The organism is Acinetobacter sp. BEC1-S18-ESBL-01 (assembly GCF_014169935.1).
Taxonomy (GTDB): Bacteria; Pseudomonadota; Gammaproteobacteria; order Pseudomonadales; family Moraxellaceae; genus Acinetobacter; species Acinetobacter pittii.
The window spans coordinates 1,621,971-1,639,004 of the sequence record NZ_AP022302.1; the positions used below are offsets into that span (position 1 = coordinate 1,621,971).

The window sequence follows — 17,034 nt, forward strand, 5'->3', positions numbered from 1 at the left end:
CGCCCCGAAGGGCGTTTTAAGACTTATAAGCGGTAATTAAGACTCTAATAGAAGATCTTCTTCTTCATCTTCCACTTGTACAGCACCATTAGTACCCGTAGTTAGCAGTTGTTCACGGATAATCTTTTCAATTTCTCCAGCCATTTGAGGGTTCTCTTCAAAGTGGCGGATAACATTGTTTTTACCTTGGCCAATTTTATTGCCTTGATATGAATACCAAGCGCCCGCTTTTTGCACGATATCTTGTTGTACAGCTAAATCTACAAGTTCGCCAAGCTGGTTTGTACCTTTACCATATAGGATTTGGAAAATAGCTTCTTTGAAAGGAGGAGCCATTTTGTTTTTAACAACTTTAACTCGAGTTTCAGAGCCGATGATTTCATCACCTTCTTTGACTTGACCAATACGGCGGATATCTAAACGTACAGAAGCATAGAACTTCAATGCGTTACCACCAGTCGTAGTCTCAGGGCTACCAAACATTACACCAATTTTCATACGGATCTGGTTAATGAAAATAACCATACAGTTCGAGCGTTTAGCGTTACCCGTAATTTTACGTAATGCCTGACTCATTAAGCGAGCTTGTAAGCCCATGTGAGAGTCACCCATTTCGCCTTCAATTTCTGCTTTAGGAGTAAGAGCAGCAACTGAGTCGACAACGATTAAATCAATTGCACCAGAACGAACTAGCATGTCTGCAATCTCAAGTGCTTGTTCACCGTTATCAGGTTGCGATACAAGTAGATTATCAATGTCCACGCCCAGCTTACGTGCATATTGTGGATCTAATGCGTGTTCTGCATCGATAAATGCACAAGTACCACCAGCTTTTTGACATTGTGCAATCGCTTGGAGAGTCATTGTGGTTTTACCAGAAGATTCTGGACCATAAATCTCAACGATACGACCTTTCGGTAAACCGCCAATCCCCAATGCAATATCTAAAGTCAAAGAACCTGTAGATACAGCTTCAACTGCTTGAACAGTGTTATCACCGAGACGCATCACCGTATTTTTGCCAAATTGCTTCTCAATTTGACTTAGCGCGGCTTGTAATGCTTTGCTTTTATTCTCATCCATCTCAAAAACCTCAATACTCTAAGTTCATCACGTTTAACCCAAGTGGATGCATTGAATCTCAACTTGTTTCACAGGGCTAATAGTGACAGATTTTTTCTATAGCTTCTATGTGTTGTCTGTGTGTGTGCGACACAACTCGACGTTTTTATTCATCACCATACGACCAGTGTTGATCATTGTCCTGTTTAAACCGATTAATCTGTCTACGATCCTTTTTACTCGGTCTATGATCAGGTCGAGCAAGATTATGCAATTTTCGTTGGGATGCAATCAACTCCCGTCTAGCAATACTTACTTCTGTTTCTTCATAAAGTTGCTGGGCAACTGGTGCTGGACCACGTGTGTTCGAAAGCGCTTTTACGACAACGGTTTTTTTATCAAAACCTTGTTGAATAATAAGTTCCATTCCAACACGAATTTCTTTGGAAACTTTTACACGCTCATTATTGTGATGTACTTTACCTCCTTCGATTGCTGCTTTAGCAATTGAACGAGTTTTAAAAAAACGAGCAGCCCATAACCATTTGTCGATACGCATGGTCTCTACAGCATCGTTTTCAAGCGATTTTGACATCATTATCCTTTCTATCAATTTGATTCAATATAGACAGCAATTCTGTAAGTCGATCTAGTGCTTTATATTCTAAATCTTCATGCTTTCTTACATCCTTTAGACTTGAGGGCTGCAAGATAGTAAACAAGTGCTTGATACCAAATTTTTCAGCTGTTTTTAGTACAGGAGCTGTATCATCAATAAAAATGGTTGCTTCTGGGTCGAAAGGGTGTAATTTTTGGAGCTCTTGCCAAAAATGAATATCTTCTTTTGCATAACCAATTTGTTCACTCGATACGATTACGTCAAAGAAGTGTTCAATTGCAACATTATCGAGCTTTAACCGTAAGCTTGCACGATCGGCATTTGTAACTAACCAACAACTATATCCTTGCTTTTTCAGTTCCTGCAGAAGCTCAATACAACCAAACCGAGCTTGAATTTTTGTCTGAAATTCTTGCTGTAATTTGAGTACATCAACGCCTACAGTTTTGGTCCAATAAGTTGATGAATACCAAACAAGTGTATGTTTATGTGATTGATAAAACTGATATAGTGTTTTTTGGCTTTGGTCGAGTGGAAGTTGATGTATCTCTGCATGTCGCTTGGGAAGACATTCATTCCAGATGAAATCATCAAAAGCGAGATCTAATAGCGTACCATCCATGTCAAACATTACGATTTTAGACATATCTAAATATCTCCAAAATCATTTAAAGCAAATTTTTTAAGACACATCTACCATATATCCTTTTTAAAATCATTAATTAAAGAAACTTCGAGATATAAAATTAATTTAAAACTCCACCCATTAATTCTTTCAAAAGGTGTTTTGATTAATGTGATGGGTAGGGAGGATAAATGATTTGAAAATTATAGCGTGTAATTTTGCAAAACAGGAAACAATAATAAGTGCTTTTTAGTGGATAACTTTTACTGTGTTTGAAGTAAAAATAGACAGGCAAAGTTTATAATTAAGAAATCTTAAAAGGCTATCTATATTTATGGTTAATTTTGCTTACATAGGATACGTATTGACATACATTTTATAAATTGAAGGATACTTGTTTAAAGATATATTTAAAATTAACCCTAATAAGAATTTAGAGAAAGCAATGAAAATTGGATTTATTGGCGGAGCCAATGACGGTATTGTAATCAATGCTGCTGATGGCCTTGATACCTATAAGCTTGAATGGCATTACAAAGCAGAAAAGCATTGTGAATCACAGCCAACATTAGGTCTTAATGGGCCTGAGTATGATTACTACAACCTCTTAATACTAAGAAAAAATAAAGAGGCTAAACTCTTTTATGTACTCACTACAATGGGAAAAGATGATATCGCAAGTAAAATCCATGAGTATTGGGATTGCTCTACATCTGTTGGCTATGATTTCGATGATTAAGAAAATTTTTATTAATAATTTAAAATTTTGACTTTAATCAAAAAATAAATGAAGAGCTCGTAATTTCATATAACACATGTGCTTTTAGTTGGTGATGGAGAGGAACCTTGGGATGATCAAAGTTTTTAACTTTGTGCATTCCAAGTCTTTCCATGACGGCTTGAGAGGGTATATTTATGTTAGCGGTAAATGAAACGATCTTATCTAAATTCAGTACATTAAAACCATAGTCTAAAGCCGCTTTTGCTCCTTCAGTTGCATAACCTTGTTTCCAGAATTCTTTTGCAAGTCGCCACCCGATTTCCACACAAGGAGAAAAGTCAAATTGTTCAGGTTGGCTATGTAAACCAATAAACCCGATAAATTGATGGGTTTCTTTTAATTCTACTGCCCAGAAGCCCCAACCATTTTCATTAATTAGAGATGAAATTTTTTGGATTAAATTAAGGCTTTCTTGGGGTGTTAATAGAGTTGGGAAAAATTGCATAACATCTTGATCCAAGCCCATTGTTATAAAAGGCTCAACATCACTTTCTTTCCATTGTCTTAAAATTAAACGTTTTGTTTCGATCATGAGATGTCTCTTTAATAAAAATAAGGGATTAAAGTGGTTTTTGCACAATCTTTTGTAAAATGATCTTGGAATTGATGCTCACTACACCTTTTATTTTATTTAAGGTATTAATGACGAAATGAGAAAAAGAACTCAAATCTTTGGTCGCAACGTGTAAAACATAATTAGATTCGCCAGTAATAATATATGCATTAATGACTTCATCAAAATTTTTGATCTGACTTAAAAAGAAGTTGTGATCATTTTCTGTGAGTTGGGCAAGCTTTATTTCGACAATTGCCTCAATTTTTATACCTAGTTTTTCATAATTAACTTTCGCTTGATATTTTTCAATTACACCATTGCTTTCTAAAATTTTAACTCGCCGATGACAAGCTGAAGCCGAAAGGTTAACGAGATCGGCCAGTTCTTGGTTACTTAACCGAGCATTATCTTGTAAATATTTTAAAATTTTAAGATCAATTGCATCTACATTCATTTTCGAATTTCATCCATGTTTTTTAATTTTAATTCGAATTTTATACGAAAATAGCAAATTTTAATCAAATATTATCGAATAAATCGAAAGAATTGGCGTGATAAAATTCAAATACAAAGGAAATGTTGAAAATAGGTGAAATAACAAATGATTACTCACGAACAATGCTGCTATTGGGATCAGGAAGATGAACTCAAAAAGTTTAAAGATGAATTTGCACTGCCAGAAAATATCATTTATTTAGACGGGAATTCTTTAGGCGCAAGACCAAAAAAATCATTAGAGGTTGCTCAGCATATTATTGCAAAAGAGTGGGGTGAGGACCTCATTAATAGTTGGAATAAAGCCGATTGGTGGGGACTACCGACTAGACTCGGAGATAAAGTCGCGCAGCTTATCGGTGCTGAAAAAGGTGAAGTGGTTATTTCAGACTCAACGACCCTAAATCTATTCAAAGTTTTATCAGCAGCGGTAAAAATTCAAGCTGAAAAATTTCCGGAACGTAAAATTATTGTTGCAGAAAAAGATGCCTTTCCAACCGATATTTATATTATTGAAGGCTTTATCGATTTGATTCATCAGGGTTATCAAGTTGAATTGATTGATGGCACCGAAGATTTATCTCGTGTTTTAGCAAAAGATGTGGCGGTTGTTGTTCTTTCTCATGTGAATTATCGGACTGGATATTTCTATGATATGGAATCTATTAATCAACAAATTCACGCTAAAGATGCTTTGATTATTTGGGATTTATGTCACTCGGTTGGTGCGGTGCCTATGGATCTTAATCAGAGCAATAGTGATTTTGCGATTGGTTGTACTTATAAATATTTAAATGGTGGCCCAGGTTCTCCAGCGTTGTTATGGGTAAATCGAAAGCATCGTGATCAGTTCTGGCAACCTCTCTCAGGCTGGTGGAGCCACAAGAAACCTTTTGATATGGCTCAGCACTATGAACCAGCTAACAGTATTCGCCGTTACTTGTGCGGAACTCAACCTATCATTTCTATGAGTCTAATCGAATGTGGTGTCGATATTTTCTTGCAAGCTGATATGCAACAAATACGCGAGAAATCACTCAAATTAACTGATTTGTTTATTCAACTTGTTCAACAAGAGTGTGCCCAGTTTGGTTTTGAGCTGATTACACCTTTAAATCATAAATATCGTGGCAGTCATGTCAGTTATAGGCATGAGTTCGGTTATGAAATTATTCAAGCTCTCATTGCTCGTGGGGTAATTGGGGATTATCGAGAGCCGGAAGTATTACGTTTTGGAATTACACCTTTATATCTAGGATTTGAAGATATTTGGAATGCCGTACAACAACTTAAGCAGATCATGCTGAATAGTGAATGGAAAAATGAGCGTTATCTGGTGCGTAGTGAAGTGACCTGATCGTTAAAGATCAATATTAGAAAATGGCTAGGAGGGCCTATGAGCAGTTTTGATGAAATACAAAATCGAGAAGCGGGTTTACATAAAAAATTATCTGCAAAACAGATGGGAATGATTGCAATTGGTGGAGCGATTGGTACAGGGCTGTTCATGGGAAGCAAGTTCGCAATTAGCTTTGCTGGCCCAGCCGTCATTGTGAGCTATGCCATTGGAGGCTTAATCGCATTTGCTATTATGGCTTGTTTGGCTGAGATGACGGTTCAGCATCCTACGTCAGGCTCATTTGGGGCATATGCTGAGCATTATGTAAGTCCGCTTGCTGGGTTTTTAGTCCGTTATTGTTATTGGGCATGTATTGTATTAGCTGTTGGTACAGAAATTACAGCGGTGGCTGACTATATGAAACTATGGTTTCCTCATGTAGGTTCTTGGGTCTGGATTGCGTTTTTTTCGCTGACGTTACTTGTGGTTAATGCATATAGTGTTAAAGCTTTTGGATTGGTTGAATATTGGTTTTCGACCATAAAAGTCTTTGCAATTATTGTATTTATTCTTTTAGCAATTGGTATTTTGACTCAAGGTCATGGAGGAACAGCTCAGGTTGTCTCTAATCTAACTGATCATGGGGGCTTTTTTCCTCATGGTTTTAGTGGAGTCTGGATTGGAGTAATCATTTCAATATTTAGTTATTTAAGTATTGAAATGATCGCTGTTGCAGCAGGTGAGGCTAAAGATCCAGAAAGAGCTGTTAAGAAAGCTTTTAAAAGTACGGCAATTCGCTTAGTCCTATTTTATTTGCTGTCTTTATTTCTCATTGTGGCCCTTGTTCCTTGGACAACTTTAATTGGAGCCGACGCGACCAGCCCTTTTGTGATGGTGATGAAAATTGTAGGGATTCCATATGCAGGCAGTATTTTAAATTTTATTGTAATTGTCGCGGCCTTATCAGCCATGAATAGTATGTTGTATATCTCAACACGTATGCTATTTAGCTTGTCACGAGCAGGAGATGCACCAAAACTATTTGGCCGTATTAGTCATAATGGCGTACCAATTAACGCGTTGCTATTGTCAGCAGTGGGTATTGGGATCGCGAGTATTGTTTATACGATTAACCCAGCTTCTGCTTTCCCGATCATGATTGCTTTATCTATGTTTGGTGCATTGTTCACTTGGGGCAGTATTTTCGTTACCCATATGTTTTTTAGAAGGAATATGGCGAGGAAAGGACAGAAATTAAAATTTAAGGTTCCAGCGAGTCAGTTAATCTCCCTTTTAGGATTAATCGCAATTTTAAGTATTACGATCACAACGTGGTTTAAAAATGAATTCAAGTCAACTTTACAGTTTGGAGTCCCATTAGTTGTTGTTCTTACATTTTTCTATTATTTAAAACGTTCATCAGCCAAGCTTGCTTTAAATAATCATGAAGAATCTTTGAAGTGAGAGACCTATGCGACTATATGATAATTCTAGAACTGTAGCGAATGAACATGAAATATTGGCAGAATTTAAAAGAACAAGCTTGTTGAGCTATCAAAAATTTACCCATATTGCAGATATCCAATATGGTACGCACTCACGGTCAACTTTAGATTTTTTCCCATTAGAGCAAGCCAAAAAGACTGTTATTTTTATTCATGGTGGTTATTGGCAATGGTGTGATAAATCAGATTTTGCATTCCTCGTACCGTATGTTCTAGCCAAGGGTGCACAGTGTATTCTTTTAGAATATGATCTAGCGCCACAAAGCAAAATTTCAGATATTGCTTCTCAAATTAATCAAGCTCTCGATTTTATTCGAGAGCAAGACTGGAAAACTAATGAGGTAGTTTTGGTTGGGCATTCGGCAGGGGCGCATCTGGCTGCTTTGTCATTAGGCCATCCACTCATATCTGAGATGGTTTTGTTAAGTGGAATTTATGATCTTGAGCCTATACAAAGTACACATTTAAATCATGCTCTCAATCTTTCAAGCGAAGATATCTTAAAATACAGCCCTGTTCATCAGTCAAAACGAATTACTACTCCATGTTCAATTTTCTGTGGTGAACTCGAACTTGACGAGTTGAAATGGCAAAGCCAAAATTTTTTTGAAATGAAGAAAAGGCAAGATCAGGATTTTGTTTCTTTCAAGCTTATTCCTAAAATTAACCATTATTCTATTTTAAATCATTACTTTAATAATATTTTAATTTAAGTGTTTGAAATGAAATGTAATTGAGTAAAGTAAAACAGATTAAACTTATTAGAAGATAAAATGTGAGATAAATCACAACTCAACCTAATTTTTATAAAAATTAAGTATCCTTATTGACCTGACTATAGAACTTAATTAGATTAAAAAGATAGTGCTTTCTCACTAAGCGGCAAAATGTTTAGCTGTTGTTTAGTTGAGTTTCAAGTCCGTAGCTTCCCAAGATGCGGACTTTTTTATTTGATTTTTAAAAACAATAAGATAAATCGAATTTTGTTCTTGGATATGGCGGTAATATCTATTTAATGATTAATATGAGTTAATCACATAGCCCTCTGCCAAATAAGAAACAAACTAGTATTTGCTTTTCATTATTTAACTGGAATTATCATTTAATTAATGGATTATATAAAATATATTTTACCAAACTAACAAAGTGTGAGATTACACTCGGAACTTCATGAATTTGTCATATAGGTGGGATAAATTTAAAACAGAAAAATAAAAGAGAGAAGGCTATAGCACATAATTTAATAATATATAGCAACTTTAAGTAAGTGGTTTAGTCGGCTCTTATGAGTTGGCTTTTTTTATTTTTAAAGGAGTGTTAATGAAAGTACAGTATTTTGAAGGAGGAATGTATAAACATATGTGTCCTGCTTGCGGATATCTTCATTATATTCCTGTACATTATCCTTTCTCTAACGGCAACCAATGGTTTTTTAATGGTAACTTGGAAAAACCGACATTTGATCCCATCATAAGTATAAATGAATATTGTAATTACTTTATTAAAGATGGCTTTATCGAATATAGCGTTAATTGTAGGCATCATTTAGCTGCTTGTAAGGTTGAGCTGCCAGAACTAAAATTAAAAAACTATAGAATATATTGATTTTGGTATTTATTAATTATAACCATTTAAAAAACAGAATATTTATTAATTAACAAATATTTGTGCAATATATCTTTACATATTTGATACTGAACACATATAGTTTAAAAAATTGTAAATCTCTTTTAGTTGAAGGCTATATTATAATTTGCAAGAATTTTCATAACTTACTGTTTTATATTTTTATTTATGGATATCTGGAAATTTTTAAAAAGCTTTAATACAACTGGAACATACCTCATTATTTCTACATTTATATTATTTTTAATGATTATATTTTACATTATACATCCTACCTAAACTAAATTATAAATAAAGTAAGATAATTATTTATTCTAAAATGTTTAATGTATTGGTTTATTTGAATTGGTTCTCAATTTTAAATGAAAAAAGATAATAGCATTGTATAGGTCCAAGTTTTATGAAAACATGATGTGGTTATAATATATGGAGAATATAATAAAAATTCCTTTCTAAAGATGTTAATCCCTAAATATAAAGACTGTACTGATCATAACAATGATGTCTAAAGTAAAAAATATGGAGATTTTCTATGAAGTTTTGCCAAGTTTCGACTTTTCTTTTAGCAATAGCGCTGAGTCATTTAACCTATGCTGCACCTGCTACAACAAATTCTGTATTAGGCTCATCTGAAGCAAAAGGAATTATTAAAAATCAATATATTATTATTCTTAATAAGGATGTGGATTCTTCTAAAGAGTTTGCACAAGGTATTGCTAAACAACATGGTGGGAAGGTATTACAGACCTATGATACTGTACTTAAGGGATTTGCAATTTATTTACCCAATGTTGCCGATCCTGCTTTTGTTGAAGCAATGAAAAAAAATCCGAAAGTCGTTTCTGTTGAAAATGATACAATCATGAAAATTGATGCCACTACACAAAGTAACCCAGATTGGGGACTAGATCGTATTGACCAAAGAAACTTACCTCTAGATTCAGCCTATTCGTACTTACAAACAGGTTCAGGCACAACCGCTTATATTGTTGATACAGGAATATTGTCTACACATCAACAGTTCTCTGGACGGGTATTAAGTGGCTATACCGCGATATCTGATGGAAACGGCACAAGTGACTGTCATGGTCATGGTACACATGTGGCAGGAACAGTTGGTGGCAGTACCTATGGGGTTGCCAAGAATGTAAGCTTAGTACCCATTCGGATTTTAGGATGTGATGGTTCTGGTGCTTCGAGTAATGTGATTGCGGGGTTAGATTGGATATTAAAAAATGGTAAAAAGCCAGCTGTGGTGAATATGTCTTTAGGCGGTGATGCGAACACATCCTTAGATAGCGCAGTAGAAAACTTATTTAATAACGGTTATGTGATTGTTGTCGCTGCAGGAAACTCGAATACAGATGCTTGTAGTACTTCTCCTGCCAGAGTAAGTAAGGCGATTACTGTTGCCGCTACAGATAGTACAGATGCTCGAGCTAGTTATTCTAATTATGGAAGTTGTGTTGATATTTTTGCGCCTGGAAGCCAGATTAACTCTTCTTGGATTGGGAGTAATACAGCAACTAAAGTTTTAAATGGAACTTCAATGGCTACTCCACATGTTGTTGGAGTCGTAGCTGAAATGTTGCAAAGTACACCTACAGCAACACCTCAGACAATCTCGAACAATCTTTTAAACCAAGCAAGTAATAATGTGGTAAAAAATCCTTCAGGTAGCCCAAATCGGTTGCTATATAAATCTGCGCAGTAAAAGTAGTTATTTAAATTAGAAAAGGTCCCGAAGGACCTTTTTTAGATTTTTGCATGAGTACCGTATTTATCAATCATGATTGAGCTGGCTTCATTTAAACCGCGAACCGTTACCTGAATACCGTTCTTTTGAAATTTATTCACAACTGAATCTAACATGGCAACTGAGGTCACATCCCAAATATGAGAATGGGTGAGATCAATAATGACTTCTTTAATTTTTTCTTTAAAGTTAAAACCTTGCATAAATTTTTCAGATGAACTGAAAAATATTTGGCCTCTTAATTCATATAAACGAGCTTGATCTTCGAATGAAGTTTCAATACGAATATCATTTTCAAGTTTATTTGCTAAGAAAAGTGCTGAAAGTAATACCCCAGTTAATACACCTAACGCTAAGTTATGGGTAGCAACCACTACAATAACGGTAGCGATCATAACGACATTACTACTTTTAGGATTATTTTTAAACTGAGTCAGAGAGCTCCACTCAAAAGTACTGATAGATACCATAATCATGACTGCAACCAAAGCAGCCATAGGAATCACTTTTAACCAATCACTTAAAAACACAACTAGAATAAGTAAGAATATACCTGCGCAAAAAGTGGATAAACGTGTACGACCACCAGATTTTACATTAATCATTGATTGACCAATCATGGCACAACCAGCCATGCCGCCCATAAAACCTGAAGCAATATTTGCGATACCTTGACCTTTACATTCTTGAAATTTATCACTAGATGTATCTGTCATTTCATCAACGATTGTTGCAGTCATCATTGATTCAAGTAAGCCAACCGCGGCAAGGGCTAAAGAATATGGAAGAATAATAAGGAGGGTTTCTAAATTAAAAGGAATATTCGGAATCAGAAATATCGGCAAAGTGTCTGGTAATGAACCCATATCACCAACCGTGCGAACATCAAACCCTAAAAAAATAGCGAGTAATGTGACCACTACAATACAAATAAGAGGTGAGGGAAAGAACTTTCCAATTTTTGGAATATAGGGGAAAAGGTAAATAATTCCTAAACCTATTGCTACTAATAAGTAGGCATGCCACGTCACACTTACCAATTCTGGTAATTGAGCCATAAAGATGAGTATCGCGAGGGCATTAACAAATCCAATAACCACCGATTTAGAAACAAAACGCATGAGTTTAGCGAGTTTGAAATATCCTGCCAAAATCTGTATAACGCCAGTTAATACTGTTGCTGCAAATAAGTATTGAAGACCATGATCCTTTACAAGCGTTGTCATAACCAAAGCCATTGCGCCTGTAGCCGCCGAAATCATAGCGGGACGACCGCCTACGAAAGAAATAATAACGGCAATACAAAAGGATGCATATAAACCGACTTTGGGGTCTACACCCGCAATAATTGAAAATGCAATTGCTTCTGGAATTAAAGCAAGACCCACAACAAGACCGGAAAGAATATCTGCGCGGACATTAGAGAACCATTGTTCTCGGACATTCGATAACATGAGAAATAGCCTAAGTTCTAAATTTTGAAAGGCTAGTGATGTGATATACCAACACAAACGACTACACCACATCACTAAACAGTGATGAGTTATTTACAAGGGATAGGGGTAAATAAACTTAAGGTGGCGTAAGTATCATAGGTATAGAGAGTTTGAGGCATTTAAAAGTGCCCGAAGAATAGCATAAGTTTTAGAGGTGGATCAGGAAATTTGAACAACACTTATAAGTGATATTTTGCTCCCCAAATGATGTTATAAACATCAATATATGGAGTATTTTATGGCACGTAGACCAAGAAGAAATCATTCAAATGATTTTAAAGCTAAGGTAGCACTTGCTGCGATTAAAGCAGAAAAAACACTTGCTGAATTGAGTGCTGAATTTGATGTTCATCAAAACCAAATTATCGACTGGAAAAATCAACTGATTTCAGCTTCCTCGCAAGCTTTCGATCAATCAAAAGCTCCAACAGAACCACCCATCGATCTAAAAAAACTACATGCAAAAATCGGTGAGCAGGCATTAGAAATTGATTTTTTAGAAGGTGTGTTGAAGAAACTGGGCCGCTTCAACCACAAAAGTTAATCGATGACTCACTTCAGATTTCAGTATCTAAGCAAGCTCAGCTGCTGAAAGTCTCCCGTGGTTGTTATTACTATCGCCCAAAACCTGTGAGTGCATCAGATCTGAAGCTGATGCGGTGTATGGATGAGTTACATATGCAATACCCTTTTGCAGGTAGCCGTATGATGCGTGATTTGTTGAATCGTCAAGGACATCATATAGGACGACGTCATACACGTACTTTAATGAAGAAAATGGGCATTAATGCGTTATATTGCAAACCAAATTTAAGCCAGGCTAATCAAGCTCACCGCAAATATCCATATCTGCTCAAAGGATTGGCTATTCAGCGCAGTAATCAAGTGTGGTCTACGGATATAACGTATATCCCTATGGCAAAAGGCTTTGTTTATTTATGTGCTGTGATTGATTGGCATAGCCGCAAGGTACTTGCGCATAGAGTATCGATTAGTATGGAGGTTACATTTTGCATAGAAACATTAAATGAAGCTATTGAAAAATATGGTCGACCTGAAATATTTAATACAGACCAAGGCAGTCAGTTTACCAGTGATGCATTTATTGATGTATTGAAATCAAATGACATCCAAATCAGCATGGATGGTAAAGGTCGATGGGTTGATAATGTGATGGTTGAACGATTATGGCGGAGCGTTAAATATGAAGAGGTGTATCTCAAAGCCTACAGCAATGTTTTGGATGCGAAGAAGCAATTAAACGCATATTTTGAATTTTATAATTTGAAACGACCTCATTCGAGTCTGGACAAAATGACTCCAGATGAGTTTTACTATGACCAGCTACCACAACAAAATAAGGTAGCTTAACTAGAGCAGAGTATCACTTATAAATAAGCTTTTAGTTGTTCAAACATGTGGGACCACCTCTTTTTAAGGCTGACTAACCTAAGTCGACTAAACCGATTTAATTATAATTTTTCATTTCAGCTTTTGGCATTGAGGCAAATTCATTCGCAGGCATATCTAAGAAAAAATCTTTGGCTTCAGAATGAGTACAGTTGAGCCAATCATTTCTAAGATTATCAGGTATCACAATAACCGAACGTTTTTCATCATCAGGTTTGTGAAATTGTTTCATGAAAGGGTGATGATCAGCATTAATTGTTAATAGCGACATTGACCTAATTTTCTGTCCATCAATAAGTGTTTCCTCAAAGATCGCAGCAAGGGTAAAAGGTTGCCCATCTTGCCGGAAAATACCATACCAATGTGCTTTTCCATTGACATATTTAGGTTCATAAATGGCTTCAACAGGAATAAGCGCAAATTGATCATTTAACCAAGCATGTTTAAAAGAGCGCTTTTGTTGTACTGTTTCTGTTCTGGCATTATACGTTGCATATTTGAATGCAATTTCTTTGGCATAAGGGGGAAGCATTCCAAATTTAGCTTTTCTCCACTCAAGCTCATTTTCATTCGATAAAATGAGTGGGCAATCATCACTTGGGAAAATATCCATCTTATATTCAAAAGTGGGTTCAAATAACTCTAATTGATTAGCATGTATTTTCTTAATAGGTTTAAAGTTTGCACACATAAGACACCTTCGTTGTAAAAATAGCTCTCAATTACAGCTTCTAACTTTTAGTCTTTAGTGATGTATATTTTTATAATTAGAATTGTCTCTTTGAGTATTAATTTTTAACTATCAATTACTTCGTTAATAAATATTTATTTAACTCATGGACATTTCAAAAAAGTTTCAGATATAAAATTAATAGAATAGATAAATCGTATAGTTAAGTTGCTCATCTTAAAGAGAGTTTATTCAGTTTTAATAGCTACTTTTATGCAACAGAGCCTTTCAGAAATTTAGATTTTAATAGATTCGTTATTCATCATAATACAAATCATATAGAGAACTCGTACAAACCCTTTATTAGAGGTTTAAAAATTCTCGGAAAATTTTGACAATTTATAAGGTGGACACATGAATAAACATTTATTGGCTAAAATTGCTTTATTAAGCGCTGTTCAGCTAGTTACACTCTCAGCATTTGCTGATGTTCCTCTAACTCCATCTCAATTTGCTAAAGCGAAATCAGAGAACTTTGACAAGAAAGTTATTCTATCTAATCTAAATAAGCCGCATGCTTTGTTATGGGGACCAGATAATCAAATTTGGTTAACTGAGCGAGCAACAGGTAAGATTCTAAGAGTTAATCCAGAGTCGGGTAGTGTAAAAACAGTTTTTCAGGTACCAGAGATTGTCAATGATGCTGATGGGCAGAATGGTTTATTAGGTTTTGCCTTCCATCCTGATTTTAAAAATAATCCTTATATCTATATTTCAGGTACATTTAAAAATCCGAAATCTACAGATAAAGAATTACCGAACCAAACGATTATTCGTCGTTATACCTATAATAAATCAACAGATACGCTCGAGAAGCCAGTCGATTTATTAGCAGGATTACCTTCATCAAAAGACCATCAGTCAGGTCGTCTTGTCATTGGGCCAGATCAAAAGATTTATTATACGATTGGTGACCAAGGGCGTAACCAGCTTGCTTATTTGTTCTTGCCAAATCAAGCACAACATACGCCAACTCAACAAGAACTGAATGGTAAAGACTATCACACCTATATGGGTAAAGTACTACGCTTAAATCTTGATGGAAGTATTCCAAAGGATAATCCAAGTTTTAACGGGGTGGTTAGCCATATTTATACACTTGGACATCGTAATCCGCAGGGCTTAGCATTCACTCCAAATGGTAAATTATTGCAGTCTGAACAAGGCCCAAACTCTGACGATGAAATTAACCTCATTGTCAAAGGTGGCAATTATGGTTGGCCGAATGTAGCAGGTTATAAAGATGATAGTGGCTATGCTTATGCAAATTATTCAGCAGCAGCCAATAAGTCAATTAAGGATTTAGCTCAAAATGGAGTAAAAGTAGCCGCAGGGGTCCCTGTGACGAAAGAATCTGAATGGACTGGTAAAAACTTTGTCCCACCATTAAAAACTTTATATACCGTTCAAGATACCTACAACTATAACGATCCAACTTGTGGAGAGATGACCTACATTTGCTGGCCAACAGTTGCACCGTCATCTGCCTATGTCTATAAGGGCGGTAAAAAAGCAATTACTGGTTGGGAAAATACATTATTGGTTCCATCTTTAAAACGTGGTGTCATTTTCCGTATTAAGTTAGATCCAACTTATAGCACTACTTATGATGACGCTGTACCGATGTTTAAGAGCAACAACCGTTATCGTGATGTGATTGCAAGTCCAGATGGGAATGTCTTATATGTATTAACTGATACTGCCGGAAATGTCCAAAAAGATGATGGCTCAGTAACAAATACATTAGAAAACCCAGGATCTCTCATTAAGTTCACCTATAAGGCTAAGTAATACAGTGATGTGTGCTGAGAAAACAGGAGGTTTTAACTTGGTAAACTATAGACACTCATCAGGAGTTTACCATGAGCAAGAAACAGAAGACTTACACCGCAGAATTTAAAGTTGAAGCAATAAAATTGATTGAAGCCAATCAAGGCAATGTATCGGAAACAGCCAGACAACTTGGCATTTCAATGCAAACTCTTTCAAATTGGAATAATAAAGCAAAGACTGGCACCTTAGCAGGCACTAAACAATATTCACCTGATCTAAATGCCTTACTCGAAGAAAATAAAAAGCTCAAACAACAGCTCAAAACAGCTGAAATGGAACGTGAATTTCTAAAAAAGGCAGCAGCGTACTTTGCGAAAGAAAGTCAGTAAGGTACGCCTATATGAAACAGCAAAGATATTTATTCCCGATTAGCTTTATGGCTAGATTACTTCACGTTTCAGTGTCACGATTTTATGATTGGCTAAAACGAGGCATGAATAAAAGATTGGTTCAGCGAAATCAACAGACAATTTTGGTCAAAATAGCTCATGAGGAAACTAAACAAAGCTATGGCTATATTCGATTAACTAAGCATTTACAAGCGCAAGGTATCAAAATCAGTACGTATGCTGTACGTCAAATAAAAAAGCTCAACCAGCTGTATTGTAAGCGTCATAAGCGTTTCAAAAGAACTACGAAGAGTGATCATAATCGAGCGATCTACGCAAATTTACTAGAGCAACAGTTTTCAATGACTAAGCCCAATCTTGCATGGTCAAGCGATATTACATACATTTGGACTGCTGAAGGTTGGTTATACTTGGCAGCAGTAAAAGACCTGTACACGAAACAAGTGGTTGGCTATAGCTTAAATGAGCGTATGACCGCACAACTTGTTTGCAATGCACTGACTATGGCGATTCGTAATCAAAAACCAACGAAAGGCTTAATTATTCATTCGGACAGAGGCAGCCAATATTGCAGCCATGAATATCGAAAGATACTGGAAAAATGTGATTTTCAAGGTTCAATGAGCAAACGTGGGGACTGTTACGATAATGCACCGATTGAAAGTTTCTGGGGCATACTCAAGAATGAATTAGTGCATCATTGCAACTATAAAACCAGAGATGAAGCTAAAGCAGATATTACAGAATACATTGTGTTATTTTATAATCAGCGAAGAATTCAAAAGAGTTTGGATTTTAAAACGCCAAATCAAATAGCAGAGAACTTTTATCGGTTAGCTGCCTAGCATATC

The 17,034-nt window shown here is 35.8% G+C and carries 16 protein-coding genes; 9 read left to right on the top strand and 7 right to left on the bottom strand.

All coding sequences use genetic code 11. The features are described 5' to 3' along the window. Positions 1–36: 36 nt before the first annotated feature. The 3 genes from recA to H7R46_RS07580 all read right to left on the bottom strand — a co-directional run bounded on the left by recA (position 37) and on the right by H7R46_RS07580 (position 2,327). Entirely contained in the window at positions 37–1,083 is a 1,047-nt protein-coding gene (gene recA / locus H7R46_RS07570) for a recombinase RecA (protein WP_002115680.1), read from the bottom strand. A 145-nt stretch (positions 1,084–1,228) separates the two neighbouring features. Further along, positions 1,229–1,657: an RNA-binding S4 domain-containing protein gene (locus H7R46_RS07575; protein ID WP_005068915.1), complete on the bottom strand. Its 429-nt coding sequence runs from the start codon at positions 1,655–1,657 to the stop codon at positions 1,229–1,231. Then, positions 1,641–2,327, bottom strand: coding sequence for an HAD-IA family hydrolase (locus tag H7R46_RS07580; protein WP_005068918.1), 687 nt, complete (start codon positions 2,325–2,327; stop codon positions 1,641–1,643). Before H7R46_RS07580 ends, H7R46_RS07575 begins: the two co-directional genes overlap by 17 nt. 424 nt (positions 2,328–2,751) lie before the next feature. On the opposite strand from H7R46_RS07580, the gene H7R46_RS07585 reads away from it, so the two are divergent. Continuing rightward, positions 2,752–3,045, top strand: coding sequence for a hypothetical protein (locus H7R46_RS07585; protein WP_005068921.1), 294 nt, complete (start codon positions 2,752–2,754; stop codon positions 3,043–3,045). Positions 3,046–3,082: 37 nt separating this feature from the next. On the opposite strand, the gene H7R46_RS07590 is transcribed toward H7R46_RS07585, so the two are convergent. Both H7R46_RS07590 and gigD read right to left on the bottom strand, forming a co-directional pair. After that, positions 3,083–3,619 carry a GNAT family N-acetyltransferase gene (locus H7R46_RS07590; protein WP_005068924.1) on the bottom strand — a complete coding sequence of 179 codons (537 nt, stop codon included), beginning with the start codon at positions 3,617–3,619 and terminating at the stop codon, positions 3,083–3,085. 28 nt (positions 3,620–3,647) lie between these two features. Beyond that, a complete protein-coding gene (gene gigD / locus H7R46_RS07595) occupies positions 3,648–4,097 on the bottom strand; it encodes an Lrp/AsnC family transcriptional regulator GigD (protein ID WP_004791887.1) in 450 nt (149 codons plus the stop codon). Between the two features lie 147 nt (positions 4,098–4,244). Here gigD and kynU point away from each other — a divergent pair, with 147 nt between their 5' ends. From kynU to H7R46_RS07620, 5 genes are all read left to right on the top strand, one after another. Further along, positions 4,245–5,495 (top strand): kynureninase, encoded by a 1,251-nt coding sequence (kynU, locus tag H7R46_RS07600; protein ID WP_086260934.1) that lies wholly within the window; start codon positions 4,245–4,247, stop codon positions 5,493–5,495. A 39-nt stretch (positions 5,496–5,534) separates the two neighbouring features. Then, a complete protein-coding gene (locus H7R46_RS07605; RefSeq protein WP_005068930.1) occupies positions 5,535–6,941 on the top strand; it encodes an amino acid permease in 1,407 nt (468 codons plus the stop codon). A gap of 7 nt (positions 6,942–6,948) precedes the next feature. Beyond that, positions 6,949–7,695, top strand: coding sequence for an alpha/beta hydrolase (locus H7R46_RS07610; RefSeq protein ID WP_005068932.1), 747 nt, complete (start codon positions 6,949–6,951; stop codon positions 7,693–7,695). 607 nt (positions 7,696–8,302) lie between these two features. After that, complete coding sequence (locus H7R46_RS07615; protein ID WP_005068934.1) at positions 8,303–8,587, top strand: DUF6527 family protein; 285 nt, start codon at positions 8,303–8,305, stop codon at positions 8,585–8,587. Positions 8,588–9,140: 553 nt separating this feature from the next. Then, positions 9,141–10,322 carry a S8 family peptidase gene (locus tag H7R46_RS07620; protein WP_005068936.1) on the top strand — a complete coding sequence of 394 codons (1,182 nt, stop codon included), beginning with the start codon at positions 9,141–9,143 and terminating at the stop codon, positions 10,320–10,322. A 41-nt stretch (positions 10,323–10,363) separates the two neighbouring features. Here the strand turns inward: H7R46_RS07620 and H7R46_RS07625 are convergent, their stop codons facing one another. Next, positions 10,364–11,818: a SulP family inorganic anion transporter gene (locus H7R46_RS07625; RefSeq protein ID WP_005068938.1), complete on the bottom strand. Its 1,455-nt coding sequence runs from the start codon at positions 11,816–11,818 to the stop codon at positions 10,364–10,366. 268 nt (positions 11,819–12,086) lie between these two features. Here H7R46_RS07625 and H7R46_RS07630 point away from each other — a divergent pair. Next, a protein-coding gene (locus H7R46_RS07630; protein ID WP_085944219.1) for an IS3 family transposase occupies positions 12,087–13,231 on the top strand; the annotation gives its coding sequence in 2 pieces (ribosomal slippage) (positions 12,087–12,351 and positions 12,351–13,231; 1,146 coding nt in all). A gap of 97 nt (positions 13,232–13,328) precedes the next feature. On the opposite strand, the gene H7R46_RS07635 is transcribed toward H7R46_RS07630, so the two are convergent. Further along, entirely contained in the window at positions 13,329–13,961 is a 633-nt protein-coding gene (locus tag H7R46_RS07635; protein WP_005068940.1) for an SOS response-associated peptidase family protein, read from the bottom strand. Between the two features lie 393 nt (positions 13,962–14,354). On the opposite strand from H7R46_RS07635, the gene H7R46_RS07640 reads away from it, so the two are divergent. Further along, on the top strand, positions 14,355–15,791 hold the full coding sequence (locus H7R46_RS07640; protein WP_002121021.1) for a glucose/sorbosone family PQQ-dependent dehydrogenase: 1,437 nt from the start codon (positions 14,355–14,357) through the stop codon (positions 15,789–15,791). Between the two features lie 71 nt (positions 15,792–15,862). Beyond that, positions 15,863–17,028 (top strand): IS3-like element ISAba21 family transposase gene (locus H7R46_RS07645; RefSeq protein WP_085947548.1). Its coding sequence is split into 2 segments (ribosomal slippage): positions 15,863–16,121 and positions 16,121–17,028, totalling 1,167 coding nucleotides; the frame shifts between segments, so codons are not numbered across the junction. Positions 17,029–17,034 lie beyond the last annotated feature (6 nt).